Below are 26222 nucleotides of genomic sequence, written 5' to 3' on the forward strand. Positions count from 1 at the left end.
GCAAATGCCAGTATGAACAGTAGCAGCGGAAACCACTGGCCGCTGTAGCGAATCAGCGCCCATGCGACCGCCGCACAGGCGATCGCGGCGAGCAGAAGCGCCACTTTATCGACGATCCAATTCATACCAATTCAGCTCGATGTAGCGCCAGACAGGCGTAGTGCCGGCGCGCTGGCCTGTTTGTCAGCACTTCCGGATGGCGACGGATGAATGCCAGCATCGACTCTGGAACGACCAATCCGAGGCGGGCCGTTGCAATTCGCGCAGTGACCGCCGCGCTGCTGGTGCCGCACGTTATCGCTGCCTTGGTCGCGACGATCAGCGAACCGATGCATGCACCGACGTAGAACGCCGCACTTAGCGCGCCAGCGACGGATAGCGCCTCCAGTGTCGTTGTTGCGCCGATCAACTCGGCAACCGTTGCGCTAGGTCCCAGTGTCTTCAGCGCATGGAGCATGGCCGTAATATTGGACGTCGCCGTCTCGAGAGTGCCGAACAGGCTGCTCGGCGAAGGAAGGCCCAACGCGTTCATATTTGCTGCAAATGCACTCCTGAAGTTGCCACAAGTGACCGAATTCATAGATTGTCTGCCTCCGTCGTAGTTGGGGATGCCAACTTTAGGGACCGACAGAGCCCGAACCAATCAGCGACTTCTTAAAAATTGCGGGGATCGTGATGGACGTGCCTCCTAGCCATCGCCCGAAGCGGTTGACCACTAGCGGTGGTCCATCGTGGGCCCCCAAGACTATCAGCACGATTAATTATGCAATTTTGAAATATTAGGGAAAACCCTTACTTTTGGTACAATCTTGGTGTTAACCCTTAGGTTCCAGCGCATGACGCGCCCTCCCGGGAGCCTCAGACACGGAGTACCAAATGAATTTCCACACGAGAAAATGGGTCAAGCCCGAAGACCTGAATCCCAACGGGACATTGTTCGGCGGCAGCCTGCTACGCTGGATCGACGAAGAAGCCGCGATCTACGCGATCTCTCAGCTGGACAATCAGCGCGTCGTGACCAAGTTCATGTCAGAGATTAACTTCGTCAGTTCGGCACGCCAAGGCGACATCATCGAACTGGGCATGACCGCCACGCATTTCGGCCGCACGTCGATCACGCTGCGCTGCGAAGTGCGCAACAAGATCACACGCAAGAGCATTCTGACGGTCGAGAAAATGGTATTCGTCAATCTCGACGAAAACGGCGATCCGGTGCCACATGGCCGCACACGTATCCGTTATGCGGACGAGCAGTTCGCTCACTATCGCGCGAACTCCAAGCCAGTGCCGCAAACGGCACCAGTCGCGGCGGTCGAGGAAGATCGGGGCGCGGCGCGCAGCGAGGTCGAGAGCCTGCACTGAGCGGGTTGCAGCGATGCCCGCGGGCTTGGTCGGGCGACGTTTGGCTGTACTTCCACGCGGGGCACCCATCGAGGGCGCCCGCTGTGCCTTGGAGCGCTGGATCGACGTGCCCAGACCCCTGGAGCGCTATTGCGGGGCCGACGCCGGCTCAGCAGGCACGGCTGGCGTAGCGCCCGCGCCACTGTCACCCGAATCGGTGTAGTTCGGCAGATCCCTGCTTGGCGCGTTGGTCGCTCCACCGGAAGCCCCATTGGGCGCCGGCGAGGACTCACCCGGATCGTTGTAATTCGGCAGCGCGCCGGGCGCGCCCTTGGCCGCGCCGCCCGCTCCCGAAGCGCCATTGGGCGTCTCGCCCACATCGCCCGGATCGGAGTAATTCGGCAGGCCGCGCGCCGGCGCGCCTGCCGCTGGGGCAGCAGCCGGGCCCGTATCGCCGTTATCGTCGTAGTTCGGCAGCGGCGGAGGGTTATTGCTCGTGCCGCGCAGACGCGCGAGGCGCTGCTGCACATAGGCATCACGCACGAACGAGTACTTGTCGAGCGCAGCCTGCTCCAGAAGGCTGGTCGCGCCGAGCAGATCCGCACGTGTGCTCACGAACTGCAGCACGTACAGCGGATTGCGGGTCGCGGGTTCGATATAGTTCAGCGGATTGAACTTCACATCGACGACGAGCCCCATGCTGTCGCGCACCGTGCTCGGCCCGAACAGCGGCAGCACCAGATACGGACCCGACGGAATGCCCCAATGCCCGAGCGTCAGACCGAAGTCCTGATGATGCTTGGGCAGACCCGCCGGCGTCGCCCAGTCGAGCAGGCCGCCAATCCCAAACACCGAGTTGAACGCGAAGCGCATGATGTCTTCGGTCGCATCGGTGATCTTCAGTTGCAGCAGCGCGTTTGCGGCGTTGGTGAGGTCGCCGAGGTTCGAGAAGAAATTGCTGACGGCGGTGCGCAGCGGCTGCGGCGTCACTTTCTGGTAGCCCTTCGCGACCGGCACCGCGATATAGCGATCGACTCCGTCATTGAAATTGAAGATCACCCGGTTCACCGGCTCGAACGGATCGCCCGGCTTGCGATCCGGAGCGGTCGCGCAGCCGGAAATGAAACCCGCGGCGGTGAGCGCCAGCGCGGTGTTACGCAGCTTCATGCTTATATTCCTTTTTGCTTCCCGCGACGTTGACGCGGCTTGCCCATCAGCACCGGCTGGAAAACCACCGCTCCGATCAGCGTGCAGAACAGCGAAAGCACGAGCAGCCTCCCCATGCTGGACGTGCCCGGATGGTGCGACAGCCACAGGCTACCAAACGCGGTGGCCGTTGTGGCGGCGCTGAACAGCACCGCATGCGTGAGGCTCGACTGCAACAGGCCGGTCTGGCCGTGGCGCCACGCCATCACGAAGTAGATCTTGAACGCGACGCCGACGCCGAGCATCAGCGGCAGCGCGATGATGTTCGCGAAGTTCAGCGGCATGCCGAATACCACGCACAGTTCGAGCGTGACGATCGCGGACACCAGCAGCGGCACCAGCGTGCGCAGCACGTCGCCGACACGGCGCAGCGCGATCCACAGCAGCACGGCGATCGACAGCAGCGCATAGAGGGCCGCCTCCAGGAACGCCTTGATGATCGTGTTGGCCGAATGCAGGATCGAGATCGGTCCGCCGATCGCGCCCGGCTCCGCCCTCTTCACCGCGTGCGCGAAGCGCGCGAGCATCTGGTCGTCGTTTGGATCGACGCCGGGCGGCACCTTCGGCGCGATATCGACGAGCGCATGACCGCCCTTGCCGATCCACATCGCGGTGATGCCTGGCGGCAGGGTCTGCTGGGTTATTTCGGTCGGCTGCAGAAGGTTCTCAAGCTGCTTCAACGCGATGCGCAGCGTGTCGGACATCGCGACTTCGGCGCGGTCGCGCGTGGCGGCGTTGGCGGCGGCGAGCTTTTGCAAGGTCGCGGACAGGTGCTGCGCGTCCGCCGCGCCCGGGCCCGGATGGTCCTCGGCCGCGAGCGACAACTGATTCGCCGCGCGCTTCAATGCGGCGACGCGCAACGCGTCGGTGGCTTGCGGCGCGGGCTGCTGTTGCAGCGCCGGCAGCAGCTGTTGCGCGGCGCTCGCGATCAGCATCATCTTCTGCTGCTGGTCGGCCGGCACGAAGGTGCTCAACGTGTTGACGCGGCCCACTTCCGGCAGCTTGCGCAGTCGCTCGGCCATCGCGTCGGCGTCGGCAAGCGACGGCGCCAGCGCCTGCACGTTGTTCACCGCGGCTTCGGGCGAATCCTTCAGCGACAGCAACGTTGCCATCGACTCGGTATGCGGGTCCTTCAGATGCAGCGGATTGAAGTCGAAACGCAGGTGCGTGAGCAGCGGTGTCGCGCCGATCACGACAAGCAGCGTGCCGATCAACACCGGCTTGCGATGGCGGTCGAGGAAGTCGTCGACGGGCTCGAGCTGCTTGAAACCGGGCGAGGCGACTTCGCCCGGCGGATTGAAGAGCTTCAGCAGCGCTGGCAGCAAGGTCATGTTGGTGAAGTACGCGACGAACATGCCGACGCCCGCGATCTGGCCAAGCTCCGACACGCCGCGATAAGCGGTCGGCAGGAACGAGAAGAAGCTCAGCGCGACTGCCACGGCCGCGAGCGTGAGCGGCACGCCGATGCTGTGCGCGGTGTGCATCAGCGCGGCCGACAGCCGGTCGTCGCGGTTGCGCTCCTCGCGATACTTGACGCCGAACTGCACGCCGAAATCGACGCCGAGCCCGACGAACAGCACCATGAACGCGACCGAAATCATGTTGAGCGCGCCGACCATCAACAGGCCGAGCGCGGCCGTGATCGCGAGGCCGACGAGCAGCGTGATGAACACGGCCGCGATCATGCGGCCCGAGCGCAGCGCGAGCCACAGAATGATCAGGACGACGATGAAAGTGCCGATGCCGTTCAGCACCGCACCGTCCTGCACTGACGCGAACTCCTCGTCGGCGAGTGGCTGCTCGCCGGTCAGGCGGATCGTCGCACCGTAGCGCTGCTGGAGATGCAGCGAGACCGCGGTTGCGCGAATCGCCCTCGACGCGCTCGCGCCCGGCTCCAGCGCGTCGTAGTTGACGACCGGATGCACGACGACAAACGAACGCGCCGGATTGGTGGCGACGCTTTTATCGACGAGAGCGCGCCACGAGAACGCGGCGGGCTGGCCGGCCAGCACGCGATCGAGCGTGTTCGCGCTTTGCGCAAGCAGCCGGCTCATGTCAGGGAGTTTGACCTGGCCGAGTTGCAGCGGCAGCAGCAGGGTCGTAGTCAGCGTGCCGGCGAGACCGGTCAGGCTCGGATCATGCGCAAGTTGATTGACGAGCGGGCGCGACTGCACGAGTTGCGAGGTGGTGGACATCACCTCGTCGGTGGACAGAAACAGCAGGCCGTTGTGTTCGAAGAAGGGGCCGCCGGCGGGCTGCGAGACTGACGTGAACTCCTTCGGATCGGCTCTGAGCGCGGCGGTCAGCGCGTTGGCGGCGGCGTCGGCGAATTCGGGCGCGCGCGCCTCGACCACCACCAGCACGGTATCGCCACGGTCGGGGAAGGCGGCGTCGAGCGCGTTCTGGACTGCCGCCCATTGCTTGTCGGTCTCGATGAGACGGCTGATGTCCGTGTTGATCTTGAAGTTATGCGCGACGTATATGCCGCTCAGGACAGCGAGCACGATCGACAGCGCGATGATCCTCAGCGGATGACGCACCGAATACGCGACGAGACGGACGATAGATGACTTCAGCATGTAGGCGGACGTGGCCTTATCACGAGTGTTGTTTTTGACGAAGGTGCATAAGTATACAGAGCCTGGGCAAGCAAGCCCGACTTCGGTAGCAAGTACGGCTCCTGACGGCTTCGTCCGGATGGGAACGTAATCCCCGCTATACTGGTGTACCCCTCTTTAGCCGCGGGGCTGCGGCCCGTCGGCGCTACTTCTTTCGAGTCATGACAAGCGTATGAAACGATATCTGACTGCTTTTGTGGCTGCGGCCGTGGTATCCACGGCGGCGTTTGCGCAGAGCGCACCCGACGCGGTGGTAAAAAGTGCAGTCCAGGGCACGGTGGCTGCAATGAAGGCTGACCCGCAGGCGCGCGGCGGCGACATGGCGCAGATCACCCAGGTCGTCCAGACGCACTTCCTGCCCGCCACCGACTTTCAGCGCACCACACGTATCGCGGTAGGCAAGCCGTGGGCGACCGCGACGCCGGAGCAGCAGAAGCAACTGTACGAGCAGTTTACGCTGCTGCTCACGCGTACCTATGCCGCATCGCTGTCGCAACTGCGCGACCAGGACGTGAAGTTCCAGTTCGCGCCGGTCAGCGTGCAAGGCGGCGCGACCGACACCGTCGTGCAATCGCACGTGATCAGCAACGGCGGCGATGACGCGATCGACTACCGGCTCACCAAGGGGCCGTCGGGCTGGAAGATCTATGACATCAACATGATGGGCGCGTGGCTGATCCAGGTGTATCAGACGCAGTTCGCCGACCAGATCGCCAAAGGCGGCATCGACGGGCTGATCAAATTCCTGACCGCGCATAATGCGCGCGGCGCGTAAGCGGGTCGGTCGACAGAAGTTTCAATCGGTAAAAGCAAAGCGCGGTGGCCTTGATTGGCCACCGCGCTTTTTTTCGAGTTGCTTGCGCTAACGATCTGGCGCAATACAGAGGCGGCGCGCGGCCGCTCTCCTGTCGAACGCCTCAGTGCGCGGCCGTCGCGGTCTCCACCTTCTTGCCCTTGCCGGCGCGCGTGATTTCTTCGAGCTTGATCTCGACGTGACGCGAGAACACGAACTCGGCGGGACGCTGCTTGTCGAGCGGAATGTCCTGCGCGAACGCGCCCGTGGTTTTCGGGCCGCGCATGCTGACCTTCAGCGCCTTCAGCGGATGCGCAACCGTGTCCATCACGGCCGTCGCTTCGAAACCGCAGTGGACCATGCAGTCCGCGCACTTCTCGTAGTTGCCGGTGCCGTACTTGTCCCAGTCCGTGGTTTCCATCAGTTCCTTGAAGGTCTTCACGTAGCCTTCGCCGACCAGATAGCACGGTTTTTGCCAGCCGAACACGGTACGCGCCGGGTTGCCCCACGGCGTGCATTCGTAGGTCTGGTTGCCCGCGAGGAAGTCGAGGAACATCGCCGACTGGCTGAACGACCAGTTCTTGCCGTTGTTGCCGCGCTTGAAGATTTCGCGGAACAGCTGCTTGGTCTTGTCGCGGTTGAGGAAGTGCTGCTGATCCGGCGCGCGCTCATACGCATAACCCGGCGATACCGTGATGCCGTCGACGCCCATCGGGCCCAACGTGTCGAAGAACTTCGCCACGCGTTCCGGCTGCGCGTCGTTGAACAGCGTGCAGTTGATATTCACGCGGAAGCCGCGGCGCTTCGCTTCGCGGATCGCGGCCACGGCCTTCTCGTACACGCCTTCCTGCGACACCGAGTGATCGTGCGCTTCCTTGTCGCCGTCAAGATGAACCGACCACACGAAGTACGGATTCGGCTCGTAGTCGTCCATCTTCTTTTCCATCAGCAGCGCGTTCGTGCACAGGTACACGAACTTCTTGCGCGCCATGATGCCCTTGACGATCTGCGGCATTTCCTTGTGCAGCAGCGGCTCGCCACCCGCGATCGACACGACCGGCGCACCGCATTCGTCGACGGCCTGCAGGCATTCTTCCAGCGACAGACGCTGGTTCAGAATCGGATCCGGATAGTCGATCTTGCCGCAGCCATTGCAGGCGAGATTGCAGCGAAACAGCGGCTCCAGCATCAGGGCGAGCGGATAGCGTTTGTTGCCGGAGAGATGCTGGCGCATGATGTATGCGCCGACGCGGACTTTCTGTAGCAGCGGAATAGACAAGGCGTCCTCCTTAAACTTCGCGTGCAGCGAGTGGTTGCATCAGTTTCGATGGCAACTTGAATTCGACTTTTTCTTCACGGCCCGCCATCGTCGTGACATCGACGGGCCCCAATGCGCGTAGCGCATCGATTACGTTTTCGACCATTTCTTCGGGCGCCGACGCGCCGGCCGTGATGCCGACCGTGTGCACGTTGGCGAACCATTCCGGCTTCACTTCAGAGCCGTCGGCGACGAGGTAGCTCGCCACGCCGCTCTCGCTGCCGATTTCGCGCAGCCGGTTCGAGTTCGAGCTGTTGGTCGCGCCGACCACCAGCAGTACATCGACCTCTTTGCTCAATTCGCGCACCGCCGCCTGGCGGTTCTGCGTTGCATAGCAGATGTCGCGCGTGTCGGGACCGACCATGTCGGTAAAGCGGCGCAGCAGCGCGTCGATGATGCCGCGCGTGTCGTCGACCGACAACGTGGTTTGCGTCACGTAGGCGAGCGGCGCATCGACCGGCAACTCGAGTTTCGCGACTTCTGCCTCGCTCTGCACGAGCAGCACCGTGCCGGGGATCTGGCCGATCGTGCCTTCCACTTCTGGATGGCCGGCGTGGCCGATCAGGATCAGCGTGCGGCCGGCGGCCACGTACTGACGACCTTGTACGTGCACCTTGGTCACGAGCGGGCAGGTTGCGTCGAGCACGTCGAGGCCGCGCGCTTCGGCATCACGTTCGACGGTTTGCGCAACACCGTGCGCGCTGAATATCGCGACGGCACCTTGCGGCACTTCATCGAGTTCCTCGACGAAACGCGCGCCCTTCTGGCGCAGATTGTCGACCACGTGACGGTTATGGACAATCTCGTGGCGGACATACACGGGCGCGCCGTGTTGCTGTAACGCACGATCGACGATTTCGATTGCGCGGACAACGCCCGCACAAAAGCCGCGCGGCTGAGCAAGGATGACTCGCATAAGTTGGCGAACTCCGACTAACGCGGGTTTCGAAGAAGTCGTGAAACTGACTTTATCGCCGCGCTCATCTTGATTAGTTGACGTCTTGAGCCCCGGCGACCGGCCGGTACAGCAAAACCAAACGCGCATTCTAACGCTATCGGGGCCACTTTGCTTTTTGCTGCGGCCCGTGTGTTGGCCGCTTGCCGCACCCGCTGGGCCGTGCGGACGACCGGGGCGGCGAGCGTTACAACGATGTAAGGAGTCAGCGCGGGATTGCCTCGTAACGCGCCCGACCATGACCGCACACTGCACCGTCACGGCGGAACCCTTAAACTACCGATCCTTGCCGCGCGGACATCGCGCTGTATTACAGAATGGTTTCGAGGCTCGCTGGATGGACGTCGATCAGCACGAAAACTTTCCGATCGCGAGCGTGTTGCTGCCTAAGGCCCTACGCGCGCCTGTCGGTATTATCTATCAGGTCGTGCGCACTGCGGCCGATATCTCCGCCGAAGGCCAGTGGAGCGCCGCCGAGCGGCATGCCCGGCTGGCCGATTTCCGCGCCGGGCTTGACGCGATCGCGCAACGGCGCGCCGCGCCCGTGCATGCGCTGTTGTTCGGCAAGCTCGCTGGCGTGATCGCGCAATACGAGCTGCCGCTCGAACCGTTCTACGATCTGCTCGAGGGCTGCGCGCAGGACATCGATACGAATCGCTATGCGGATCGCGCCGCGCTCGTCGACTATTGCCGCCGCTCGGCGCATCCGGTCGGGCATCTGCTGCTGCATCTGGTCGGCGCGGCGACGCCGCACAATCTTGCCGACGCCGACGCGATCTGCACGGCGTCGCAGCTGATCAGCTTCTGGCTCGACGTCGCCGCCGACTGGCAACGACAGCACGTGTACCTGCCGCAAGCCGATTTGCGCCGCTTCGGCGTGACCGAGGCGCAGATTGCCGATGGTGTCGTCGACGATGCGTGGCGCGCGCTGATGGCGTATGAAATCGCGTTCGTGCGCGCCACGCTGGTCCGCGGCGCACCGCTCGCGCTGCGCATGCCGGGGCGGCTCGGCATCGAGCTGTGTGGCGCGGTGCATGCAGGCTTTCGGTTTCTCGAGCGCATCGAGCGCGCGGATTACGATGTATTCCGCGCGCGCCCGGTCCTCAATCTGTTCGACTGGTGCGTGGTGGCGGCGCGCACCCTGAAAATGCGACTATCCAGACGCGTCGGCATGGCGGCGCGCTCAATCGAGGGTAATGCTTAATGGCGGCGGTCCTGTTCGTTCTTTCGTGTGTTTCCCTGCTGATCTGGTGCGTGCTGCTGTTCGCGCGTGGCGGCTTCTGGCGCGCGCGTCCCGCCGCGCCGCTGGCCATCGCGGCGCGCGACGCATGGCCGGCCGTCGCGGCCGTCGTACCGGCGCGCAATGAAGTCGATGTGATCGCCGAGGCGGTCACGTCGCTGCTCGAGCAGGACTATGCAGGCGCGTTCCACGTGATCGTCGTCGACGATCACAGCACCGACGGCACCGCCGACGCCGCGCGTGCCGCAGCGCTGCGGCTGCAATGTCCGGAGCGCCTCACCGTGCTGAGCGCGAAGCCGTTGCCGCCAGGCTGGTCCGGCAAGGTGTGGGCGCAGTCGCAGGGCATCGAGGCGGTGCGCACGCTCGATCTGCCGGCCGAATTCCTGTTGCTGACCGATGCCGACATCGGCCACCCCGCCGAGGCGTTGACGCAGCTCGTCGCGCGCGCGGATGCCGAAAAGCGCGACCTCGTCTCGCTGATGGTCCGGCTGCGCTGCGATTCGTTCTGGGAAAAGGCGCTGATTCCGGCCTTCGTGTTCTTCTTCGCGAAGCTGTATCCGTTCGCGTGGGTCAACAATCCACGCAACCGCACCGCGGCCGCGGCGGGCGGCTGCATGTTGGTGCGCCGCGCGGCGCTCGAGGAAGCGGGCGGCATCGAGTCGATTCGCGCCGAGCTGATCGACGATTGCAGTCTTGCCGCGCGCATCAAGCATCGTGGCACCGGCCGTCATCCGATCCGGCTCGATGTGGCGGCGAAGAGCGTGTCGCTGCGTCCCTACGATAGCTGGCGCGACATCTGGAACATGATCGCGCGCACTGCGTTCACGCAGCTGCGCTACTCGCCGCTGCTGCTCGCGGGCACGCTCGTCGGCATGGCGATCATCTATCTGTTGCCGCCGGTCGCGGCGTTGATCCTCGGGCCACTCGGCTGGCCGGCCTGGATCGCGTGGGCGGCAATGTGCTGCGCCTATGCGCCGATGCTCGTCTACTACCGGCGCTCACCGCTGTGGGCGCCGTTTCTGCCACTCGTGGCGCTGTTCTATGTCGGCGCAACGTTCGCATCGGCGGTGCGCTACTGGCGTGGCAAGGGTGGGCAGTGGAAGGCGCGCGTGCAGGCACCAGTGCAGGAGCGCTGAAGTCTGTCGATGGCCGATGCGCTCGTCGGATGCAGAAGGCAGACGTAAAAAAAAAGCGGCTCCAGGCCGCTTTTTCTACGTAGCGCGTTTCATCACGCGTTCGTCAGCATCATGTACATCTGGATCACGATGTCCGGCGAGAACGTGAACGGCACCCAGCCGTGGCCGGTGTGGCGCATCACCAGCAAGCGGTCGCCGTTCGATTGCTTTTGCACGGCCATCGTCGGATTCTTCGTCGAGACGAATTGCCAGCCTGGCGGGATGCCTTGCGGCTGCTCCGGCGTCATCGAGGCCCGTGCGTTCGACAGTTCCTCGATCAGCCGGCTGATCTGGTCCGGGCGTAGCGCGACGGTCTGATCGCCGATCGTCATCGTGATTTCGTCGCGCGCGGGGCGGTTGATTTCGAGCGTCGGCTGCAATTGCGGGGCGGCCGGCGTATCGATCGCTTCGGCGTGCGTTTCTGCGTTTGCTTCGGTGCTCGCGGGCTGTTCCGCTGCTGCTTGCGCCGCTGCTTCGTGCGCGGCATGCTCCACCGCCGCGGGCAATGCCGCAGCGTCAGCGCTTGTCTCGGGAGTGTTCTCGGCCTGCGTGGCCACGACAGCCTGAATGAGCTGATCGACGCCCATTTCCAGCGCGCCGAGCTGTTCGTGAAGGTTCATGCGAGGTTTCTCAGGTAGGACCCGCGATTTTACCCGCTGCGCGCAGGCTTGGACCCGTCGCCGGCGCGGGACTTGTAACAAAATGCTTACGGCCGCTGTTCAGCCTTTCACCTGACCGTTCACTTATCCCTTGATCACCGCTTCAGATACCCCGCCTGCCGGAACCATTCGAGCGCATCGGCGAGCCCCTCGCGATAAGGCCGCGCCCGATACCCCAGCTCGCGTTCCGCCTTCGCCGACGTGAAATACATCTTGTTCTTCGACATCTTCAGTCCGTCGACGGTGACGAAAGGTTCGCGCTTCGTGAATTTGGCGACCGCTTCCGCGCCCATCGCGAGCGGATACAACGGCCAGCGCGGCAGGCTCAGTGTCGGTGCCTTGCGGCCGGTCAATGCCGCGATATCGGCGAGCATCTGCTGCAACGGCAGATTTTCGCCGCCCAGAATATAGCGCTCGCCGATCTTGCCGCGTTCGAGCGCAAGGAAATGACCGGCGGCGACGTCGTCGACGTGCACGAGGTTCAGCCCCGTATCGACGAATGCGGGAATCTTGCCGAGCGCTGCCTCCAGAATGATGCGCCCGGTGGGCGTCGGTTTCACGTCGCGCGGGCCGATCGGCGTCGATGGATTGACGATCACCGCGGGCAGACTGTCCTCGGCGATCATGCGCTCGACCGCGCGCTCGGCGAGCACCTTGCTGCGCTTGTAGACGCCGATCGCCTGGTCGGCGCGAAGCGGCGAGGTTTCGTCGGCGGACTGGCCGGAGCTCGTCACCTTCAGCGTGGCGACGCTGCTCGTATACACGATGCGTTCCACGCCTTCCTTCAACGCCGCGCGCATCGTCGCCTCGGTGCCTTCGAGATTCGCGCGCTCGATCTCGCCGGAGTCCGGCGCCCACAGCCGATAATCGGCGGCCACATGTAGCAGATAGCGCACGCCGCGCAGCGCGTTGCGCATCGATGCTTCGTCGCGCATGTCGCCGACGACGATTTCCGCGTCGAGCGATTCGACGTTCTTGCGCGGACTCGTCGCGCGCACCAGCACGCGTACGCGAAAGCCCTTGCTCTGCGCGATGCGCGCCACCGACGATCCGACGAAGCCGGACGCGCCGGTCACGAGCACGAGATCGCGATTCTGTTCGGTCATTCTGTTTCCATTTCCGGCGTGACGGTCGACGGATTGTACGTGGCGCGCGCAAAGGATGGGCGTTGCCGAGCGCGCTCGCCGCGACGCGACTAGAATGCCGGCTTGAAAGATTGTCAGGCATTAAAAGGAGGTAGCGGCATGGCCCCGGATCTGGATGAGCGGATCGAAACGTATTACGCGCGGGTGCGCGGCACCGTGCAGGGCGTTGGTTTTCGCCTTGCGACGGTGCGCCAGGCGCACGCGCTCGGCATCAAGGGATGGGTCGCGAATCTCGACGACGGTTCGGTCGAGGCGATGTTGCAGGGACCGGCCAATCAGATCGACAGGATGTTGTCGTGGCTGCGTCACGGACCGCCGGCGGCGCGCGTGACCGAAGTGAGCGGCGAGGAGCGCGTGACGGACAGGCGTTACGAGCGCTTCGAGCAGCATTGAGCTCGAGCTGCGTGAGTTAAAAAAGCGGCGCGCCGTCCAGAGGAGGGCGCGCCGCTTTTTCGTTTATGACTTTATCGGCCGTTATTTGCCGCGTGGTCAGCGCTTACCGGGCCACCAACAAACTCTCCGCGAATCCCCACTCATCCTCGATCCATTGATGGCTGCACACGAAGCCGGCGCCATCGGCGATCGCGGGCAATTCTTCCGCACGATACTTGTGGCTGCTTTCGGTCCAGATCGTCTCGCCTTCCGTCAGCGACACCGTCAGCTTTGCGGCGCGCACGTGAGCGGTGATATCGCGCTTCGCGCGCAGATGCATCTCGATGCTGCGCGCGTCCGGATTGAAGCGCGCGACGTGCTCGAACTCATCGAGCGGAAAGTCGCCGTCGAGTTCGCGGTTGACGCGCGCGAGCAGGTTCAGATTGAACGACGCGGTCACGCCGATCGCGTCGTCGTAGGCTGCGACCAGCACCGGCGTCGGTTTGATCAGATCGGTGCCGAGCAGCAGCGCGTCGCCGGGCGCGAGCATGTTGCGGATCTCGCGCAGAAAACGCGTCGCCGCGAGCCTGCCGAAGTTGCCGATCGTGCTGCCGAGGAACAGCACGAGCAAGCGGTCGTCGGGCGCGCGCTGCCGGCTCACTTCGGCGAGACCGGCCAGATAGTCGCGCTCATAACCGACGATCGAAATCCGCTCGATGTCACCGAGTTCGCGCCGGCACAACTGCAAAGCACTGCGCGAAATTTCAATCGGGCAGTAGGAAGTAGGGCGTTTTTTACACAGCGCCTCGAGAATGCGCCGCGTTTTACGGCCGCTGCCGCTGCCGAGTTCGGCGACCGTGACGTCATGCGGCAAATGCTCGACGATGTCGGCCGCGTGCTTCGCGAGCAGACGTTCTTCGGCGCGCGTGACGCCATATTCGGGTAATACGGTAATCACTTCAAAAAGTGCGGAACCGACCTCGTCGTACAGATACTTCGACGGCAGCTCTTTTTGCGGCGTATGGGTGAGGCCGGCGTACACGTCGGCGGCGAAGGCGCGACGCAGTTCGGAAGGCGAGTTGCTGAGCGATAGGGCTGGCTGGGTCATGCTGGCTCCAGTAGTCACATTCGATGAGCGGGATTGCTGCCGGGCGGTGGCATGCGCGACGAAACGCAGTTGAGGCATGCCGTGGGCGAGATGCGCGGGCGGTGATTCGTGGCGGCCTGACAGACTGCGCACGAGGCTGCATTCGCCGACCCGGCTCGTGGTTGCTGCTCGTTGCGTGCCGCTGTGGACGTCGTTGTCGCGAGTGATGCGGCCACAGCGTGCAAAACTTGGCTAGCAAGATTCGCGCGAGGCGAGGACGAGCAGGAAATGGCTTCGCCGGCCGCGGCGCACGAAGTTATGTTCTAGTGCATCGACGCGCGACGCGCACGACTAATTGCAGCCGACTGACGAAAAAGCGCAAGCCCGTTGGCGAATAACCCGTCTAGAATGCCCGTTTTCCTACGGTTTTGCACCGCCGCTTCAGAACAACAACGCAGCGTCTGCCGCTTTGCCCGCGTGGCCGCCTGCTCACGAGACATCATATTCATGACGACAACGAACGCCGCGAGCCTGCGTCGCGCGCCGCAAGCCCACGCGTCACACCGAGCCCCGACCGCGCAATGAATCACAACGACTTCAGGCGCGGGATCGCATTGTCGGTCGGCGCGTCGGCGATGTTCGCATTATTGTCCGCTTACGCGACGCTGCTCAAACCGCTGTCGGGCCTCGACATCTTCGCGTGGCGCATCGTGTGGACCGTGCCTGGCGCGCTGCTGCTCGTCGCGGTGCGCAAGCGCCTGCCGATTCTGCGCGCGCTCGTTGTCCAAATGATGACGCAGCCGAAGCTCGGTGCCGCGATGGCCGTGGCTGCGGGCCTGCTCGGCGTACAGCTGTGGCTGTTTCTGTGGGCGCCGCTGCATGGGCGCATGCTCGAAGTGTCGCTCGGCTATTTCCTGCTGCCGCTCGCGATGGTACTGGTCGGGCGCTTCCACTATCGCGAGCGGCTCGACGCGTTGCAGTGGCTCGCGGTCGCGTGCGCGGCGGTTGGCGTCGCTCACGAACTGTGGGTGACGGGTGCGTTCTCGTGGCCGACGCTCGTCGTCGCGCTCGGTTATCCGCCTTATTTCGTGGTGCGTCGTCAGATCAATCAGGATTCGCTTGCAATGTTCACCGTCGAGATGGCGTTGCTGCTGCCGGTGGCCGCCGTGTGCATTCTCAGCGGCGGCTCGCTGCAAGCGATCGCCGGCCGCGCCGAAATGTGGTGTCTGCTATTGCCGGGGCTCGGTGCGTTGAGCACGCTCGCGCTCGCTTCGTATCTGAAGGCGAGCCGACTGTTGCCGGTCGCGTTGTTCGGCATTCTCGGCTACGTCGAGCCGGTGCTGCTCGTGTTCGTGTCGATCGCGCTGCTGCGCGAAACGCTGAGCGTCGCGCAACTCGCGACCTATGTGCCGATCTGGATCGCCGTCGCGCTGACCGCGCTGCACAGCGTGCGCTTCGTTCGGTTCGCGTCGAACTGAACTACGGCGCTCGCTCAGCGATGCGCGTCGGGCCTACCTCAGCCTCGATCGCATCGCGCAGTTCGGGGCGCCAGCCGACACCGAACAGCGCTTCGGCGAGCACGAATAGCGGGCCGATCAACAGGCCGATCACGTCGTCGACGAATGCCGGCTTGCGATGTTCGTAGGCCACGTGGCCGACAAACTGGAACACCCAGCCGACCACGAACAGCCCAATGCCGGTCGCGAGCCACACGAGCGTCGTTTGCGCGGCGATCCACTCGCCGAACCCGACACAGAGCGCCGAGACGCAGGCCATCAGCACGCCGAGCGGCACGTCGAGCGCGAGGTAGTAGACGGTCGCCGCCACGAACAGCAACCACGCCGGCGACAACGTGACCGGGAACATCCCGGCGCCAAACGACGGGCGGCTCAGCAACACCGCGAGCGCGAGCACGATCATCGGAATGCCGACGAAGTGCGTGGCGATATTGCGCCGGTCGCGATGGTAGGCCGCGTATTGCGTCAGTTGCTGCGTCAGCGTTCTCATCAGTGCCGCTCCTGTGTCAAAGCCAGCATAATCGCGGTGCTGCTCGCGCACAAGTTGCGTCTGGCGTTCGAGGCGATCGAGGAAGCCGCGCTATTGCCGGCCGCACCGCGTGTCGCGCGGCGCCTGTTGCTGATGGCGGGCGGCTATGGCGAACCCGGCGCATTGCGCAACGTGCTGAAGGTCCCGCAGGAAGACCTGGCGATGATGCTCGCGTTGTCGCGGCAGACGATCAATCAGGTGCTCAAGCACTTCGAGACGCAGGGCGCGTTGAAGCTGCGTTATGCGGAGATCGAAATCGTCGATGCCGACAAGCTGCGTGAACAGTCTCTCGTCGAGCGCATTTAACGCGCGCTCGGGTGCCTGACGCGACGTTTCAATGGACCGATCGTCGCGGCGGGCAACGTGGTGAGCAGCATGTGCAACGTGAAGTGGAGATCTTCGCGCGCGATGTCGAGTTGCACGCGGTCTTCTTCGCGCACGGTTTCCGTGTTGATTACATAGACGCCGAGCGGCGAATGAAGCAGTGCGCGCAAGTGAGCGTGCGGCAGCGTCACGAGTAGAGCCGCGCGCGCCGACGGAAACGCAATGACGTTGCTGTGTTGAACCTGCTTGCTGGCAGGTTGCGGCGAGAGCTTGTCGAGCGATTGGGTAAGAGCCATGTGATGCGGCGTTGGTGCGACGCGATGGTGAATTGGAACAATTCGAGAGTAGTCGGCCGCGAGTAAAGACGGTGCAAAAATTCGCGCGTTTGTCGGCAAAAAGATACGACGGGGAATGACACGCGGCATAAAAAAAGGCGAGTCATAAGACTCGCCCTCCCTGAACGGCACAGTCCGGCTTCGATCAACTTCTATTTGAACAGCACCTGCATGGCCGGTCAGCGCCGAAACCGATCACGTGTTATTGCGTTTTGGTCGTGTCGGCTTGTGCGCCGTCGGCTTTCGCCGGGGCAGTGCTGGCCTCTTTCGCACTCTCCGTTTTAGTCTTCGCGGCACTCGTTTCGACGGCATTTTTGGCCGTGGACTTGTGGGCCTTCTTCGTATGGGCGGAAGTCTTTTTCACGTGCTTTTGCGTAGCGGCTTCGGCAGGCGCTTTCGTTGCGGTCGCGCCGGCTTGTACCGCGGTGCTTGCCTTCAGATTCGCCTGGCCGGTGGCTGGCAACTGCGTGGTTTGCGCGGGTTGTGCGGCAGACGGTGCGGCCGTTTGAGCAAAGGCGGTCGACACGAGCAGTGCGGAAGCAACAGCGGCGAAAAGCGTCTTCATGATGTGACTCCAGGTTGAATCGGTGGATTCGTTTGTCGCGGCTGAATCATTTCAGCGCTGCCGGTTTAACGTAGGGCGGAATACAGGAGTTGACGCCGCGCTGGTGACAAAACGTAAGTAGTGCGTCAGCGCGGATACATGTTGCGACTCACCAAGCGAATCCCCGGAAAGGCGCCACGCTCAATGAAGACGCGACCGCGGTCTTGCCGAGCAATTGCGCGAAAGCCTCCGGCGAGACCGCTGGGCTAAACAGGAAACCCTGGGCCACCGTGCATCCGTGACGGACCAGAAACTCGCGCTGGACATCGAGCTCGACCCCTTCAGCGACGACATCGAAGCTCAGCGTTTCAGCAATCGCGATGATGGCAAGCGACAGAGCTTCGAGTTCCTTGTCTCTGCCGATTTCGCAAACGAAGGCGCGATCGATCTTGATGCGATCGACGCTAAAGCGTTTCAGATAGCTGAGGCTCGAATAACCGGTGCCGAAGTCGTCGATAGCGATGGACACACCGAGTTCGCGCAGTTCGCGAAAAGCCCGTTGCGCTTCTTCAGCGTTGCGCATCAACGTGCCCTCGGTGACTTCGAGCTCCAGCAGTTCGGCGGGCCAATGGGCATCGTCGAGTGCCGAGCGCACTACGCCTGGAAGGTCTGCCCGTTCGAGTTGAAGTGGCGAAACATTGACCGATATGCGCACGGGCGGAAGCCCCGAGCGTACCCATGCGCTCGCCTGCAGACACGCCTGCCGCAATACCCACGTGCCGATGCTCTGGATCAGACCGGTTTCTTCGGCAAGCGGGATGAAGACGGCCGGCGAAACTTCACCGAGTTCGTCGTCGTGCCACCGCAAAAGTGCCTCGGCACCGACGATGCATCCGGTTTTCATGTCGATTTGCGGCTGATACGCCAGATACAACTCATTGGCTTTCGCCGCGCGCCGCAGTCGCGTCGTGAGCCGCAACTTCTCGGCGGCCGCCCGGCTCAGCTCCGGTTCGTAGAATTGATAGCCGTTTCTCCCGCGCGATTTCGCCACGTACAACGCGGCATCGGCATTTCGCGTGAGCAGTTCCGGCTGGGCGCCGTCTTGTGGAAAAGTACTGACGCCGATGCTTGCTTCGAGATAAAGCTCGTGCTCGCCGATGCGATACGGCTCGCTCATCTCGTGAATGAGCGTGTCCAGCATTTCGGTGAGTTGCTTCGCGTCGGCCCGTTCCGCGACGATGACGAATTCATCGCCCCCGTAGCGCGCGACGAAATCCGTCGCGCGCAGCAGACGCTGAAGCCTTCGCGCCACGGCCTGTAGCAGCAAATCGCCAATGCGGTGTCCGAGCGAATCGTTGACGTCCTTGAAACGATCGAGATCGAGGAACAGGACGGAAACGTTCTGACCTGTCGCTGCCGCGCGTACGAGCGACTCTGAAAGATGTTCGCCGAGCAGCACCCGGTTGGGCAGATCGGTCAGGGCGTCGTATCTGGCTTGATGCTCGAGTCTTGTGAGCGAACGACGAAGATGCGCTCCGATGCGCCCGTTCCAGTGAATCAGCGAAAGCAGCAACAAGGCCGAAGCGACGCCGCAGCTCAACAGCATGCGCGTAAACCACTTCCCATCCAACGAGGATTTGCTGACGACTAAAGCGACCTTGGCGTCGGCCGCGAGTCGTACGTCGACGACCCGCCCGAGAACGCTATAGAAATAGGCGTCGATTTGTTCGAGTCTGGGGTCGCCCACTGCCACACTGCCGGGATGTTCCGCGATCTTGCGCGCAAGACCAAAGCTCAGCTCGCTAAGTCTGCCGATCATGTCGTCCAGATCCGACAGCCTCGATATGCATTCCTGATTCTCGCTGCAGCTCTCGCGCGCGTCGCGCGTCAACGCGAGCAGTTCCAGCATCGGAAAGCTATAAGCGGCGCGGTTGTAAAGCGGCACCGTTGCGATCGAGGTGTAGAGCGTCGCATGCTCATCGAGCATGACTTGCTGAACCCGGTCGAGGTCGTGGCGCAGCCGCCCGGAAGCCTGGATCGTCCGAAGCGAACTGTCCTGCTCGCTGCTCTGGCGGATTGCGAGGAAGGTACTCGTCGCAATGACAGCGAGAATGGCAAGTACGGCTATGACAGTACCGGCTTTGCGCGTTGCTTCCTGTCCCAAGGCCCTTCCCTTTCCGTCAACCCGGCGCGGGCGAACACCGACCCGCCCGGATAGTGAATGTTTAGGTGGCTGCATGACTTGCCTTAGGGCGCTGCGGATCTGCCTGTAACGGCGCGCGATGGGTCTGCTTATCCGCCTATCGATCGGCAAATTCCACGCGGTTGCGCCCGCTTCGCTTGGCGCGGTACAGAGCCGCATCGGCGAGGCCATATGCGGTGTCGAAACAGGTTCCGACCTCGTTGATGCTGACGCCAAAGCTGGCCGTGATGCGGCGCTCGACGGGTGGAACGACCAGCGAGTCACCGATGGCTTCTCGCATGCGCTCGGCAAGAATGGCACCGCTGGCCGGTTCATGACCGGGCAGCAGCACGGTGAACTCCTCACCGCCCACTCGCCCGATGAAGCCTTGGTCCCCGACGATTCTGCGCAGACAATCGACGACCCCCGAAATGACCGCGTCTCCGGTGGGGTGGCCGTAGTCGTCGTTGATCCGCTTGAATTCGTCGATGTCGAGGATGATCATCACCGCGCTGCTGATGCGCAAGACCTTGGTGGTCCGTTCGATCACGGCACTGCGGTTCAGTACGCCCGTCAACGCGTCGTGCGATGCGCGATACGCCAACTGCTGGGCCAGCGCCTGCATCTCGCGTTCGGCCCGGTCGCTGCGGCCGATCAGGCGCCGTGTCTCGCGCATCAGGCGCTGGAAGTGCTCGATCAGTTCGCCCAACGACTGGCGATACTCCGCGGGGTCCGCATCGATGATCGAATGCATGGCCCGAGCCTTTGCCAGCGCGGTGCTTTCGTTCTGGAACAGATCGGGTGCGCCGCCCGAGGACACGTCAAGGGAAGAGGTCGAACGCACTTTACTTTCCCTGCTGCGCAATGGGACGATCGGTGAACTCGATCGCGCGGAAATCGGCTTTCAGTTCTTCGCCGAATTCGGCAATGGTCTCGTCTTCCTCGTCGCGATACCAGTTCATCGACACGCGGCTTCCCGATTCCGCCGCCTGATCGAGCGCGTCGAAGATGCTGAACAGCATTTTGGTACTCGAGCTATTGAAGTACGTCAGCGCGACGTCGATGGTGATCTCGGCCCCGGCGTTCGCGGCGAGGTATTTGCGCATCTGCTCGATGATCGGCGCGTAAAAGGCGGCTGCGTTTTCGGGGTAGGACTCTCCCCTGATCGACAACGCGTGTTGGTCGAAGCGAAAATCGACTTCGGGCGACGTCGTCGTCGCCGGGATGTGTAGGTTTTCCATTGTTCGTGTGCCTTCCTGCTCAGATGATGGCCATGAGGCAAAACAGCGTGGTGCCCGGTTCGTCGGCACGCGGATGAAAAGCGAATTCAAGCGGCGCGCTCGCATCGCGCGCCATCGTCAGGAAGCCGAGCCCGGCGCCCTTGCTGTCTTTCGGAGCATCGGTGCGCAATGAAACCTTGTATGCTTGCTTGATTTCTTCGAGTGACATGTTGCGCAGAGGCTCCAACCTGCTTCGCAGGTCCTCGACTTCGGCGGTCGCGATGGGATTGACGCACAACATTACGTGATGTTCGCCGTGCCTGGAGATGCACACCGCGCCCTCGCGTATCTCGCCTGCCCGTTCGCCACCCGGCTCCAGCGCGTTCGACGAGTAATGAACGATGTTCTGTGCCAGCTCGATAAAGGACGAGAAGAGTTTGCGGCGAGTAGGACCGCTGACGCCGGCAACTTCGAGCTGCAGTTTCACGACTTCGCCCATCGACGCGACGATGTTATGGGAGAAGTAGCCCTTGTGATAGAAGAGCACGTTGCGCCGCTGCGCGAGTTCGAAAAAGGCGCTGTCTTGTTCTAGTAGTTGGGACATTCTGGGAATTCGCTAAATGCGGGCACAGAAAAGCGTGACGTCGTCACGGCGCGGTTGCTGGCCTTGCCACTCCGCGAGCGCGAGCCGGACGCGCTCGCAAATCGTCGCCGGAGTTTCGGCGCGGTTTTCGAGTATCAGGTCGAGCGCACGGCGCCGGCCGAAAGAAATGTTGCGCGGGCCGCCGATCTGATCGGCGAGGCCGTCGGTATAGATGAACAGCAGGCTGCCCGCCCTGACCGGAATCGAGCGCAAGCTCCACGCATAGTCGGCGCGACTGTCCACATAACCGACACCCATGCGGTCGGCGCCGATCGTTTCGAACTCCGCGGCATCGGGTGACAGGATGTGCAGAGCGATCCTCGCGCCGGCAAAATGCAGCACGCTCTGCGTGGCGTCGAACCAGAAGAGTGCGGTATCCAGACCGTCGTTGGATTGGGTTCCTTCGTCGGCACTGTTCACTTGCCCAAGCAAGCCCTTGACGTTTTGATTGACGGCCGCCAGTAGCGCGGCGGGGTCGCGCGGACCGATCTGTTCGAGCGCCTTCGACAGTGACGCCGAAGCAAGCAAGGTCATGAAGGCGCCCGGTACGCCATGTCCGGTGCAATCGGCAACAGCGCCAAACCAGCCGGTCGGAAAGGCCGCGAAATGATAGAAGTCGCCGCCGACGACGTCGCGAGGTTCCCAGACCATCGCCGCGTCGCGCAGCTTCATCGACAGGGTCTCGCTGGAAGCACGCAACATGGCGCGCTGTATCACGCTGGCGTACTCGATACTCTGCATGATCTGGCGGTTCTTCTCCGCCTGCATTTCCGCGACCGCACTGATGAGCTGCAGACCACTGCCGAGACCCGAGAAGAGTCCGTCACGCGTCACGATGAAACCATCGACCAGCGCTTTTTCTCCCGCCTCGACGGTCCTGAACGTCAGCGCTTCGATGCTCACGTCGGCGTCGACGACGAGCGGTTCCTTGTCCATGAACGCTATGCAACTCTTCTTGTCGTAAAGCTCTCGATGGAACGGCTTGCTCATTTGCGACATGAAGATATCGCGGTTGATCAGGCCGATGGGACGGTGGTCGTCGATGACAGCGAGACTCTGCATGTCGCGGCGCGCCGAGAAGATCTCCATGACCACGGAGTTGGGATCTTCAACGTCTACGGATGGAACTTCCTGGCACAAGTCTCCGGCAGTGCGCGGATTACCCTGTGCGGAAGAACGGCGAAATCTCGAGAACGCAGCATGCATGGCGACGCCAGTCGATGTGTGAAGAAACCTCGCACGCTAAGGTTTCTCTATGTACATTATGTGACAGAGGGGAGGCGATCCGCTCTATTGGCGCGAGATTAGAAAAACTAGCGGTCACGCAAAGGTTTGCGTGACCGACATCAGTAAAACTTACGATCTGCGAAGTTGCGCAAATGCAACGCTGCCGAATCCGTTATTGAAACGGGTTCTGCACGATACCCGGTTTAGCATCCGGCTCGTCCTGCACCTTTGCCGGTAAATCCTTCTGCGCCTGCAGGCTCGCGACGATCGCATCGAGCGCTTCCTTCAACGCGAGCGCCGCCTTCAGTCCGCGTTGATCGCGCGTCAATTCGAGCGTGCCGTTCAGCACGACACGCGTCGTGCCATTGCTGAGCGTGAGCGCATCGCCTTGAATGTTGAGCAGGTCGTCATCGTTCGAATAGGGCTTAAACACCTTTCAGTCCTCCTGGCCGCTGGTCCTTGAGGTTGTCCGGAATGCCCGGAAAGCGGATGCCCGACATCGCTTCGAGTTCGTGAATCGTGCGGATGTCGTAGCGGTTGGTCGCTACATTATCAACCACGACTGCGAAGGCCAGTTGACGCGACGGCACGTAGACGACCTTGTACAACTGGGTGGGCACGAACACGCGCGTCGGGCCGATCGTCTGCAATTGCTGGCCGGTGAACAGCGGTCCGGTGACGACGTACGTGTCGTCGTAGGCGAGTGCGATCTTGCGCACGGCAGTTTCGATGCGTGCCCACAATCGTTGGTTGTTCTGACGATTTTGCGGCACGATGTTCGCGAGCGAGAACGATTGCGCCATCGCCTCGTCGTTCCACCGATTACCCGCCGGACTCATATGACCGCGATCGAAGCCGCTGCGTTTGTAGTCGGCGAGTGTCGCGCCTTCGCCTTCGGGCAGACGCGCGTCTTCGAAGAACTTGTTGGTGCGCACCATGTCCTTCGCTTCTTCGATGTGCTCACGCGTCAGATGCTCGGCAGACCACAGCGGACCGTGCGTGATACCCGAATGCAGCACCGCGAAATCGCTATAACAAAGCAGGCGCGTTTTCGGCGCCATCTTCTGATTGGTGAGGACGGGCCATTGCGCATTCGGCGTGAATCCGGTGCAGGAAGGCGCCGCGCTCGCATGAGCGGCGACGGCGAGTAACAGACAGGCAAGCCACTTCTTCATGGGTCGGTGGTTCGATGAACGGGGACGCAAGTATAGCGTCGTGGCCCGCATCGAGCGACTGCACAATGCGAATCGAAGGAAGGGAATTGGAAACGGCAGAGGCGGCGTGCGCCGGACAAAAAAGTGGGCCGCTTTGCAGCGACCCGAATGCGTGGACTTCTGAATCTACGCACGCAATCTTAAGAATGTCTTAAGGCTGTGCGATATCGCGGCACGTTATGTTCGATTGCGCACGAACAGATTTACGCGTACGAACAGTGCTCGTGCAATGAGCCGGAAGTTTCGACCGGAAAAGAGAAGCGCGACGAATCGCGCCAGAACTTAATTACCGAACACGCTGTTTTCAGCGCGCACTTTTTGACGATCCACCGCCTGCAAACGCCAGAAGCCGCTAGTCGCCTTGCGTGTTTGCAGCGCGGTCCATGCAGCGGCGCCTTGCGCGGCGCTCACTCGCTCCTTGCGATCGACGTGCAGACCGCGCAACGTACAAAGCGGCGCCTCGGCGCTCGGTGCGCACAGCGTGGTCACGCCGTTTTCGTCGCGCAGTTCGCCCCATGGGGGCAGGTCGATCCCTTGATGCGCTTCTCTCGACCACCGATGTTCATCGGTATCGAGCCAGAGCACAGCGTAATCATGGCTTACGGTGGGATCGGAACCGTTAATCAGGATGGTCAGTCGCATATCAGTTCCGTTCATAAATTGCGAAGCGCTTTATCAGTCTAGGCGGCGCGGCGCTTTATGCAAGACAAAGGCATGATGTGCGAATGGAAAATCAGGTCGCCAAAAGGTGTGGCGAGGTACGGTGAATCCTTACTGCGCCGCGGCGTACGCGATATGCATGCAGTAACGACCACATGCAGACCGCGAGCCGCGACAAATCAACGCAGCCGAGAGGCGCTCAAGCGAGATCGAGCGAAGCGGTCAGATCGCCGAGCGGCGCGAGTCCGTTGCTTGCGAATGCCTTGTCGCGCGCGACCACGCCATCGAGTGGCGCGAGTCCATGCACACGGTTAATGAAACGCAGAATCGAGTTCGTGTCGTACACCGTGTGATCGACATAAGCCTTCTTCGCCAGCGGCGAGATCACGAGCGCGGGAACGCGCGAACCCGGACCCCAGCGATCGCCGATCGGCGGCGCGACGTGGTCCCACCAACCGCCGTTCTCGTCGACGGTGACGATCACGACCGTGTTCTGCCATTGCGGGCCGCGCTGGATGTGCTCGATCAGCGTCGCGATGTGACGGTCGCCCGAGGCGACGTCCGCATAGCCCGCGTGCATGTTCAGGTCGCCCTGGGGTTTATAGAACGTCACGGTCGGCAAACGTCCCGCGTCGATGTCGGCAATCAGGCGATTGGTCGACGCGTCGTTACCCATGCCGCCGTCGCGCAGATAGCGGCGGCGCGCGGCGGTGCCCGGCGCGTAATTGGCGAAGTAGTTAAACGGCTGATGGTGGTACTGGAAGTCGGGCATCGACCCCGTATCGCGATGATCGAGCGCGAATTGCCACGCGCCGCTGTACCACGCCCAGTCGATGCCCTTGCCGGTCAGCCGGTCGCCGATCGTCGCGTAATTCTGCGGCGGCATTACCCGCGGGTTCGACGGATCCGCGAAAGCCGGGTCGCCGCCTTCGGCCGGACGCACGCTGCTCGGCTGATACGGCGGCGCCATCGTGTTGACTGCGTAGCCGTCGGCGGTGAAAGCGCCGTCATTGACGAACTTCGGCGGACCGTCGAGCGCCGACGCAGGCGAATTGGGCGCGAGCTTCAAACGGGTGCCGGTCGGATCGTCGCCTTCCACGACCGACACCATCTTCTTCGCCGGACTGTTGTGGATGTCCGGATAGTAGGGCGCCTGCGCCGAGATCAGGAAGATATGGTTCAGCCAGGAGCCGCCGAAGGCGGCCATGAAGAAGTTGTCGCACAGCGTGTACTGCTGCGCGAGATTCCACAGACGCAGCGTGTCGGCGGAATTGCGGTAGTGCCCCATCACAAGGCCGCCGGAATCGCCCCACGCGGCGAACTGGTTGTTGCCCCCCGCGTTGATCTGCATCTGGTTCTGATAGAAGCGATGGATGAGGTCGCGCGTGATCACGCCGGTCGGCAGCGGCGCGCCGTGCGCATCGACGATGCGGAACGGCCGGTTGCGCAGATGATCGAGATCCTTTTCGCCGATCATGTAGCGCTTGCCGTCCACTTCCTGCGCCTGCGGCACGAGCCCGCCCCAGATGGCCGGCAGCCGCGGCAGCGGCGTCTTGCCGTCGCGGTCGAGCTGGACGTATTGCTGGGCGGTGAGCGCGTCGAGCGGATGCTGGACGCCCGGGTAGTTGCCGTACAGGTTCGCGAAGCTGCGATTCTCCGCGTAGATCACCACGATGTTCTTCACCTGATCGTGCAGCGCAGCGTCGAGCCGCAAGTCGGCGGCGCTGCGCGGCGGCCCGTTGCCAGCGAGTCCCTCGCCTGTTTTGCAGCCGGTCAGCGCAAGGCCGAGGCCGACCGCCGCGAGACCGGTCAGTACGCGCCGGCGTTCGGGATCGTCGGGGGCGTCGTTGGTGTTATCGATTGAATCGGGGTTGTCCAGTTTCGGCGGCAGGTGAGGATCGTGGTCGGTCATCGGTGA

General features: G+C 62.7%; 26 protein-coding genes and 1 pseudogene. 7 read left to right on the forward strand and 20 right to left on the reverse strand.

What is annotated here, in order from left to right; genetic code table 11:
* Window positions 1-121 precede the first annotated feature (121 nt).
* The gene (locus tag HWY30_RS02225) at window positions 122-580 is read right to left on the reverse strand and encodes a hypothetical protein (protein WP_176078835.1); all 459 of its coding nucleotides are present in this window, start codon (window positions 578-580) and stop codon (window positions 122-124) included.
* A 296-nt stretch (window positions 581-876) separates the two neighbouring features.
* Here HWY30_RS02225 and HWY30_RS02230 point away from each other — a divergent pair, with 296 nt between their 5' ends.
* Entirely contained in the window at window positions 877-1362 is a 486-nt protein-coding gene (locus tag HWY30_RS02230; RefSeq protein WP_090808106.1) for an acyl-CoA thioesterase, read from the forward strand.
* Window positions 1363-1488: 126 nt separating this feature from the next.
* Here the strand turns inward: HWY30_RS02230 and HWY30_RS02235 are convergent, their stop codons facing one another.
* Window positions 1489-2508 (reverse strand): MlaA family lipoprotein, encoded by a 1020-nt coding sequence (locus HWY30_RS02235; RefSeq protein ID WP_090808105.1) that lies wholly within the window; start codon window positions 2506-2508, stop codon window positions 1489-1491.
* A gap of 2 nt (window positions 2509-2510) precedes the next feature.
* Complete coding sequence (gene hpnN, locus HWY30_RS02240; protein WP_090808103.1) at window positions 2511-5126, reverse strand: hopanoid transporter HpnN; 2616 nt, start codon at window positions 5124-5126, stop codon at window positions 2511-2513.
* A 211-nt stretch (window positions 5127-5337) separates the two neighbouring features.
* Between hpnN and HWY30_RS02245 the strand changes: the two genes are divergently transcribed.
* A complete protein-coding gene (locus tag HWY30_RS02245; protein ID WP_090808101.1) occupies window positions 5338-5940 on the forward strand; it encodes an MlaC/ttg2D family ABC transporter substrate-binding protein in 603 nt (200 codons plus the stop codon).
* Between the two features lie 142 nt (window positions 5941-6082).
* On the opposite strand, the gene hpnH is transcribed toward HWY30_RS02245, so the two are convergent.
* Together hpnH and ispH are read right to left on the reverse strand one after the other, a co-directional pair.
* A complete protein-coding gene (hpnH, locus tag HWY30_RS02250; RefSeq protein ID WP_090808099.1) occupies window positions 6083-7237 on the reverse strand; it encodes an adenosyl-hopene transferase HpnH in 1155 nt (384 codons plus the stop codon).
* A gap of 10 nt (window positions 7238-7247) precedes the next feature.
* A complete protein-coding gene (gene ispH, locus HWY30_RS02255) occupies window positions 7248-8192 on the reverse strand; it encodes a 4-hydroxy-3-methylbut-2-enyl diphosphate reductase (protein WP_090808097.1) in 945 nt (314 codons plus the stop codon).
* 376 nt (window positions 8193-8568) lie between these two features.
* On the opposite strand from ispH, the gene hpnC reads away from it, so the two are divergent.
* Both hpnC and HWY30_RS02265 read left to right on the forward strand, forming a co-directional pair.
* Entirely contained in the window at window positions 8569-9435 is an 867-nt protein-coding gene (hpnC, locus tag HWY30_RS02260) for a squalene synthase HpnC (protein ID WP_090808096.1), read from the forward strand.
* Window positions 9435-10607, forward strand: coding sequence for a glycosyltransferase (locus tag HWY30_RS02265; protein ID WP_090808094.1), 1173 nt, complete (start codon window positions 9435-9437; stop codon window positions 10605-10607). Before hpnC ends, HWY30_RS02265 begins: the two co-directional genes overlap by 1 nt.
* A gap of 92 nt (window positions 10608-10699) precedes the next feature.
* On the opposite strand, the gene HWY30_RS02270 is transcribed toward HWY30_RS02265, so the two are convergent.
* Window positions 10700-11266 (reverse strand): hypothetical protein, encoded by a 567-nt coding sequence (locus HWY30_RS02270; RefSeq protein WP_090808092.1) that lies wholly within the window; start codon window positions 11264-11266, stop codon window positions 10700-10702.
* A gap of 134 nt (window positions 11267-11400) precedes the next feature.
* On the reverse strand, window positions 11401-12411 hold the full coding sequence (gene hpnA, locus HWY30_RS02275) for a hopanoid-associated sugar epimerase (RefSeq protein ID WP_090808090.1): 1011 nt from the start codon (window positions 12409-12411) through the stop codon (window positions 11401-11403).
* Window positions 12412-12549: 138 nt separating this feature from the next.
* Between hpnA and HWY30_RS02280 the strand changes: the two genes are divergently transcribed.
* Window positions 12550-12843 (forward strand): acylphosphatase, encoded by a 294-nt coding sequence (locus HWY30_RS02280; protein WP_090808088.1) that lies wholly within the window; start codon window positions 12550-12552, stop codon window positions 12841-12843.
* A gap of 103 nt (window positions 12844-12946) precedes the next feature.
* Here the strand turns inward: HWY30_RS02280 and egtD are convergent, their stop codons facing one another.
* Entirely contained in the window at window positions 12947-13930 is a 984-nt protein-coding gene (gene egtD / locus HWY30_RS02285; RefSeq protein WP_090808087.1) for an L-histidine N(alpha)-methyltransferase, read from the reverse strand.
* A gap of 560 nt (window positions 13931-14490) precedes the next feature.
* Between egtD and rarD the strand changes: the two genes are divergently transcribed.
* On the forward strand, window positions 14491-15387 hold the full coding sequence (gene rarD, locus HWY30_RS02290; protein WP_090808085.1) for an EamA family transporter RarD: 897 nt from the start codon (window positions 14491-14493) through the stop codon (window positions 15385-15387).
* A gap of 1 nt (window position 15388) precedes the next feature.
* Here rarD and HWY30_RS02295 read toward each other — a convergent pair whose 3' ends face one another.
* Window positions 15389-15916, reverse strand: coding sequence for an Mpo1 family 2-hydroxy fatty acid dioxygenase (locus HWY30_RS02295; RefSeq protein ID WP_090808084.1), 528 nt, complete (start codon window positions 15914-15916; stop codon window positions 15389-15391).
* Between the two features lie 36 nt (window positions 15917-15952).
* On the opposite strand from HWY30_RS02295, the pseudogene HWY30_RS02300 reads away from it, so the two are divergent.
* Window positions 15953-16261 (forward strand): annotated as a pseudogene (locus tag HWY30_RS02300) (Crp/Fnr family transcriptional regulator); the annotation flags it as partial.
* Here the strand turns inward: HWY30_RS02300 and HWY30_RS02305 are convergent.
* The 11 genes from HWY30_RS02305 to HWY30_RS02355 all read right to left on the reverse strand — a co-directional run bounded on the left by HWY30_RS02305 (window position 16258) and on the right by HWY30_RS02355 (window position 26216).
* Window positions 16258-16575, reverse strand: a complete 318-nt coding sequence (locus HWY30_RS02305) for a hypothetical protein (RefSeq protein WP_090808082.1) — start codon at window positions 16573-16575, stop codon at window positions 16258-16260. The pseudogene HWY30_RS02300 and the gene HWY30_RS02305 sit on opposite strands and share 4 nt — an antisense overlap.
* A gap of 241 nt (window positions 16576-16816) precedes the next feature.
* Window positions 16817-17179, reverse strand: a complete 363-nt coding sequence (locus tag HWY30_RS02310; protein ID WP_090808080.1) for a hypothetical protein — start codon at window positions 17177-17179, stop codon at window positions 16817-16819.
* A gap of 148 nt (window positions 17180-17327) precedes the next feature.
* Window positions 17328-19322: a putative bifunctional diguanylate cyclase/phosphodiesterase gene (locus HWY30_RS02315; RefSeq protein WP_244144747.1), complete on the reverse strand. Its 1995-nt coding sequence runs from the start codon at window positions 19320-19322 to the stop codon at window positions 17328-17330.
* A 136-nt stretch (window positions 19323-19458) separates the two neighbouring features.
* Window positions 19459-20184, reverse strand: a complete 726-nt coding sequence (locus tag HWY30_RS02320) for a GGDEF domain-containing protein (RefSeq protein WP_090808076.1) — start codon at window positions 20182-20184, stop codon at window positions 19459-19461.
* 1 nt (window position 20185) lies between these two features.
* Window positions 20186-20581 carry a DUF1987 domain-containing protein gene (locus HWY30_RS02325; RefSeq protein ID WP_090808074.1) on the reverse strand — a complete coding sequence of 132 codons (396 nt, stop codon included), beginning with the start codon at window positions 20579-20581 and terminating at the stop codon, window positions 20186-20188.
* Between the two features lie 19 nt (window positions 20582-20600).
* On the reverse strand, window positions 20601-21164 hold the full coding sequence (locus HWY30_RS02330; protein ID WP_090808073.1) for a SiaB family protein kinase: 564 nt from the start codon (window positions 21162-21164) through the stop codon (window positions 20601-20603).
* A 12-nt stretch (window positions 21165-21176) separates the two neighbouring features.
* Window positions 21177-22292, reverse strand: a complete 1116-nt coding sequence (locus HWY30_RS02335) for a SpoIIE family protein phosphatase (RefSeq protein ID WP_090808071.1) — start codon at window positions 22290-22292, stop codon at window positions 21177-21179.
* 310 nt (window positions 22293-22602) lie between these two features.
* Window positions 22603-22863 carry a hypothetical protein gene (locus HWY30_RS02340; RefSeq protein WP_090808069.1) on the reverse strand — a complete coding sequence of 87 codons (261 nt, stop codon included), beginning with the start codon at window positions 22861-22863 and terminating at the stop codon, window positions 22603-22605.
* Window positions 22856-23605 (reverse strand): DNA/RNA non-specific endonuclease, encoded by a 750-nt coding sequence (locus HWY30_RS02345; protein WP_090808067.1) that lies wholly within the window; start codon window positions 23603-23605, stop codon window positions 22856-22858. The genes HWY30_RS02340 and HWY30_RS02345 overlap by 8 nt, the downstream gene beginning before the upstream one ends.
* Window positions 23606-23926: 321 nt before the next feature.
* Window positions 23927-24286, reverse strand: coding sequence for a DUF3564 domain-containing protein (locus tag HWY30_RS02350; RefSeq protein WP_090808065.1), 360 nt, complete (start codon window positions 24284-24286; stop codon window positions 23927-23929).
* A gap of 217 nt (window positions 24287-24503) precedes the next feature.
* Window positions 24504-26216 (reverse strand): acid phosphatase, encoded by a 1713-nt coding sequence (locus HWY30_RS02355; RefSeq protein WP_090808063.1) that lies wholly within the window; start codon window positions 26214-26216, stop codon window positions 24504-24506.
* Between the last annotated feature and the right edge of the window lie 6 nt (window positions 26217-26222).

Source organism: Paraburkholderia tuberum STM678, from assembly GCF_902833905.1.
GTDB lineage: Bacteria > Pseudomonadota > Gammaproteobacteria > Burkholderiales > Burkholderiaceae > Paraburkholderia > Paraburkholderia tuberum.

Coding starts and splice junctions, on each gene's coding strand:
- HWY30_RS02225 (WP_176078835.1), bottom strand. CDS start 580: ATGAATTCGGTCACTTGTGGCAACTTCAGGAGTGCATTTGCAGCAAAT.
- HWY30_RS02230 (WP_090808106.1), top strand. CDS start 877: ATGAATTTCCACACGAGAAAATGGGTCAAGCCCGAAGACCTGAATCCC.
- HWY30_RS02235 (WP_090808105.1), bottom strand. CDS start 2,508: ATGAAGCTGCGTAACACCGCGCTGGCGCTCACCGCCGCGGGTTTCATT.
- hpnN (WP_090808103.1), bottom strand. CDS start 5,126: ATGCTGAAGTCATCTATCGTCCGTCTCGTCGCGTATTCGGTGCGTCAT.
- HWY30_RS02245 (WP_090808101.1), top strand. CDS start 5,338: ATGAAACGATATCTGACTGCTTTTGTGGCTGCGGCCGTGGTATCCACG.
- ispH (WP_090808097.1), bottom strand. CDS start 8,192: ATGCGAGTCATCCTTGCTCAGCCGCGCGGCTTTTGTGCGGGCGTTGTC.
- hpnC (WP_090808096.1), top strand. CDS start 8,569: ATGGACGTCGATCAGCACGAAAACTTTCCGATCGCGAGCGTGTTGCTG.
- HWY30_RS02265 (WP_090808094.1), top strand. CDS start 9,435: ATGGCGGCGGTCCTGTTCGTTCTTTCGTGTGTTTCCCTGCTGATCTGG.
- HWY30_RS02270 (WP_090808092.1), bottom strand. CDS start 11,266: ATGAACCTTCACGAACAGCTCGGCGCGCTGGAAATGGGCGTCGATCAG.
- hpnA (WP_090808090.1), bottom strand. CDS start 12,411: ATGACCGAACAGAATCGCGATCTCGTGCTCGTGACCGGCGCGTCCGGC.
- HWY30_RS02280 (WP_090808088.1), top strand. CDS start 12,550: ATGGCCCCGGATCTGGATGAGCGGATCGAAACGTATTACGCGCGGGTG.
- egtD (WP_090808087.1), bottom strand. CDS start 13,930: ATGACCCAGCCAGCCCTATCGCTCAGCAACTCGCCTTCCGAACTGCGT.
- rarD (WP_090808085.1), top strand. CDS start 14,491: ATGAATCACAACGACTTCAGGCGCGGGATCGCATTGTCGGTCGGCGCG.
- HWY30_RS02295 (WP_090808084.1), bottom strand. CDS start 15,916: ATGAGAACGCTGACGCAGCAACTGACGCAATACGCGGCCTACCATCGC.
- HWY30_RS02305 (WP_090808082.1), bottom strand. CDS start 16,575: ATGGCTCTTACCCAATCGCTCGACAAGCTCTCGCCGCAACCTGCCAGC.
- HWY30_RS02310 (WP_090808080.1), bottom strand. CDS start 17,179: ATGAAGACGCTTTTCGCCGCTGTTGCTTCCGCACTGCTCGTGTCGACC.
- HWY30_RS02325 (WP_090808074.1), bottom strand. CDS start 20,581: ATGGAAAACCTACACATCCCGGCGACGACGACGTCGCCCGAAGTCGAT.
- HWY30_RS02330 (WP_090808073.1), bottom strand. CDS start 21,164: ATGTCCCAACTACTAGAACAAGACAGCGCCTTTTTCGAACTCGCGCAG.
- HWY30_RS02335 (WP_090808071.1), bottom strand. CDS start 22,292: ATGGAGATCTTCTCGGCGCGCCGCGACATGCAGAGTCTCGCTGTCATC.
- HWY30_RS02345 (WP_090808067.1), bottom strand. CDS start 23,605: ATGAAGAAGTGGCTTGCCTGTCTGTTACTCGCCGTCGCCGCTCATGCG.
- HWY30_RS02350 (WP_090808065.1), bottom strand. CDS start 24,286: ATGCGACTGACCATCCTGATTAACGGTTCCGATCCCACCGTAAGCCAT.
- HWY30_RS02355 (WP_090808063.1), bottom strand. CDS start 26,216: ATGACCGACCACGATCCTCACCTGCCGCCGAAACTGGACAACCCCGAT.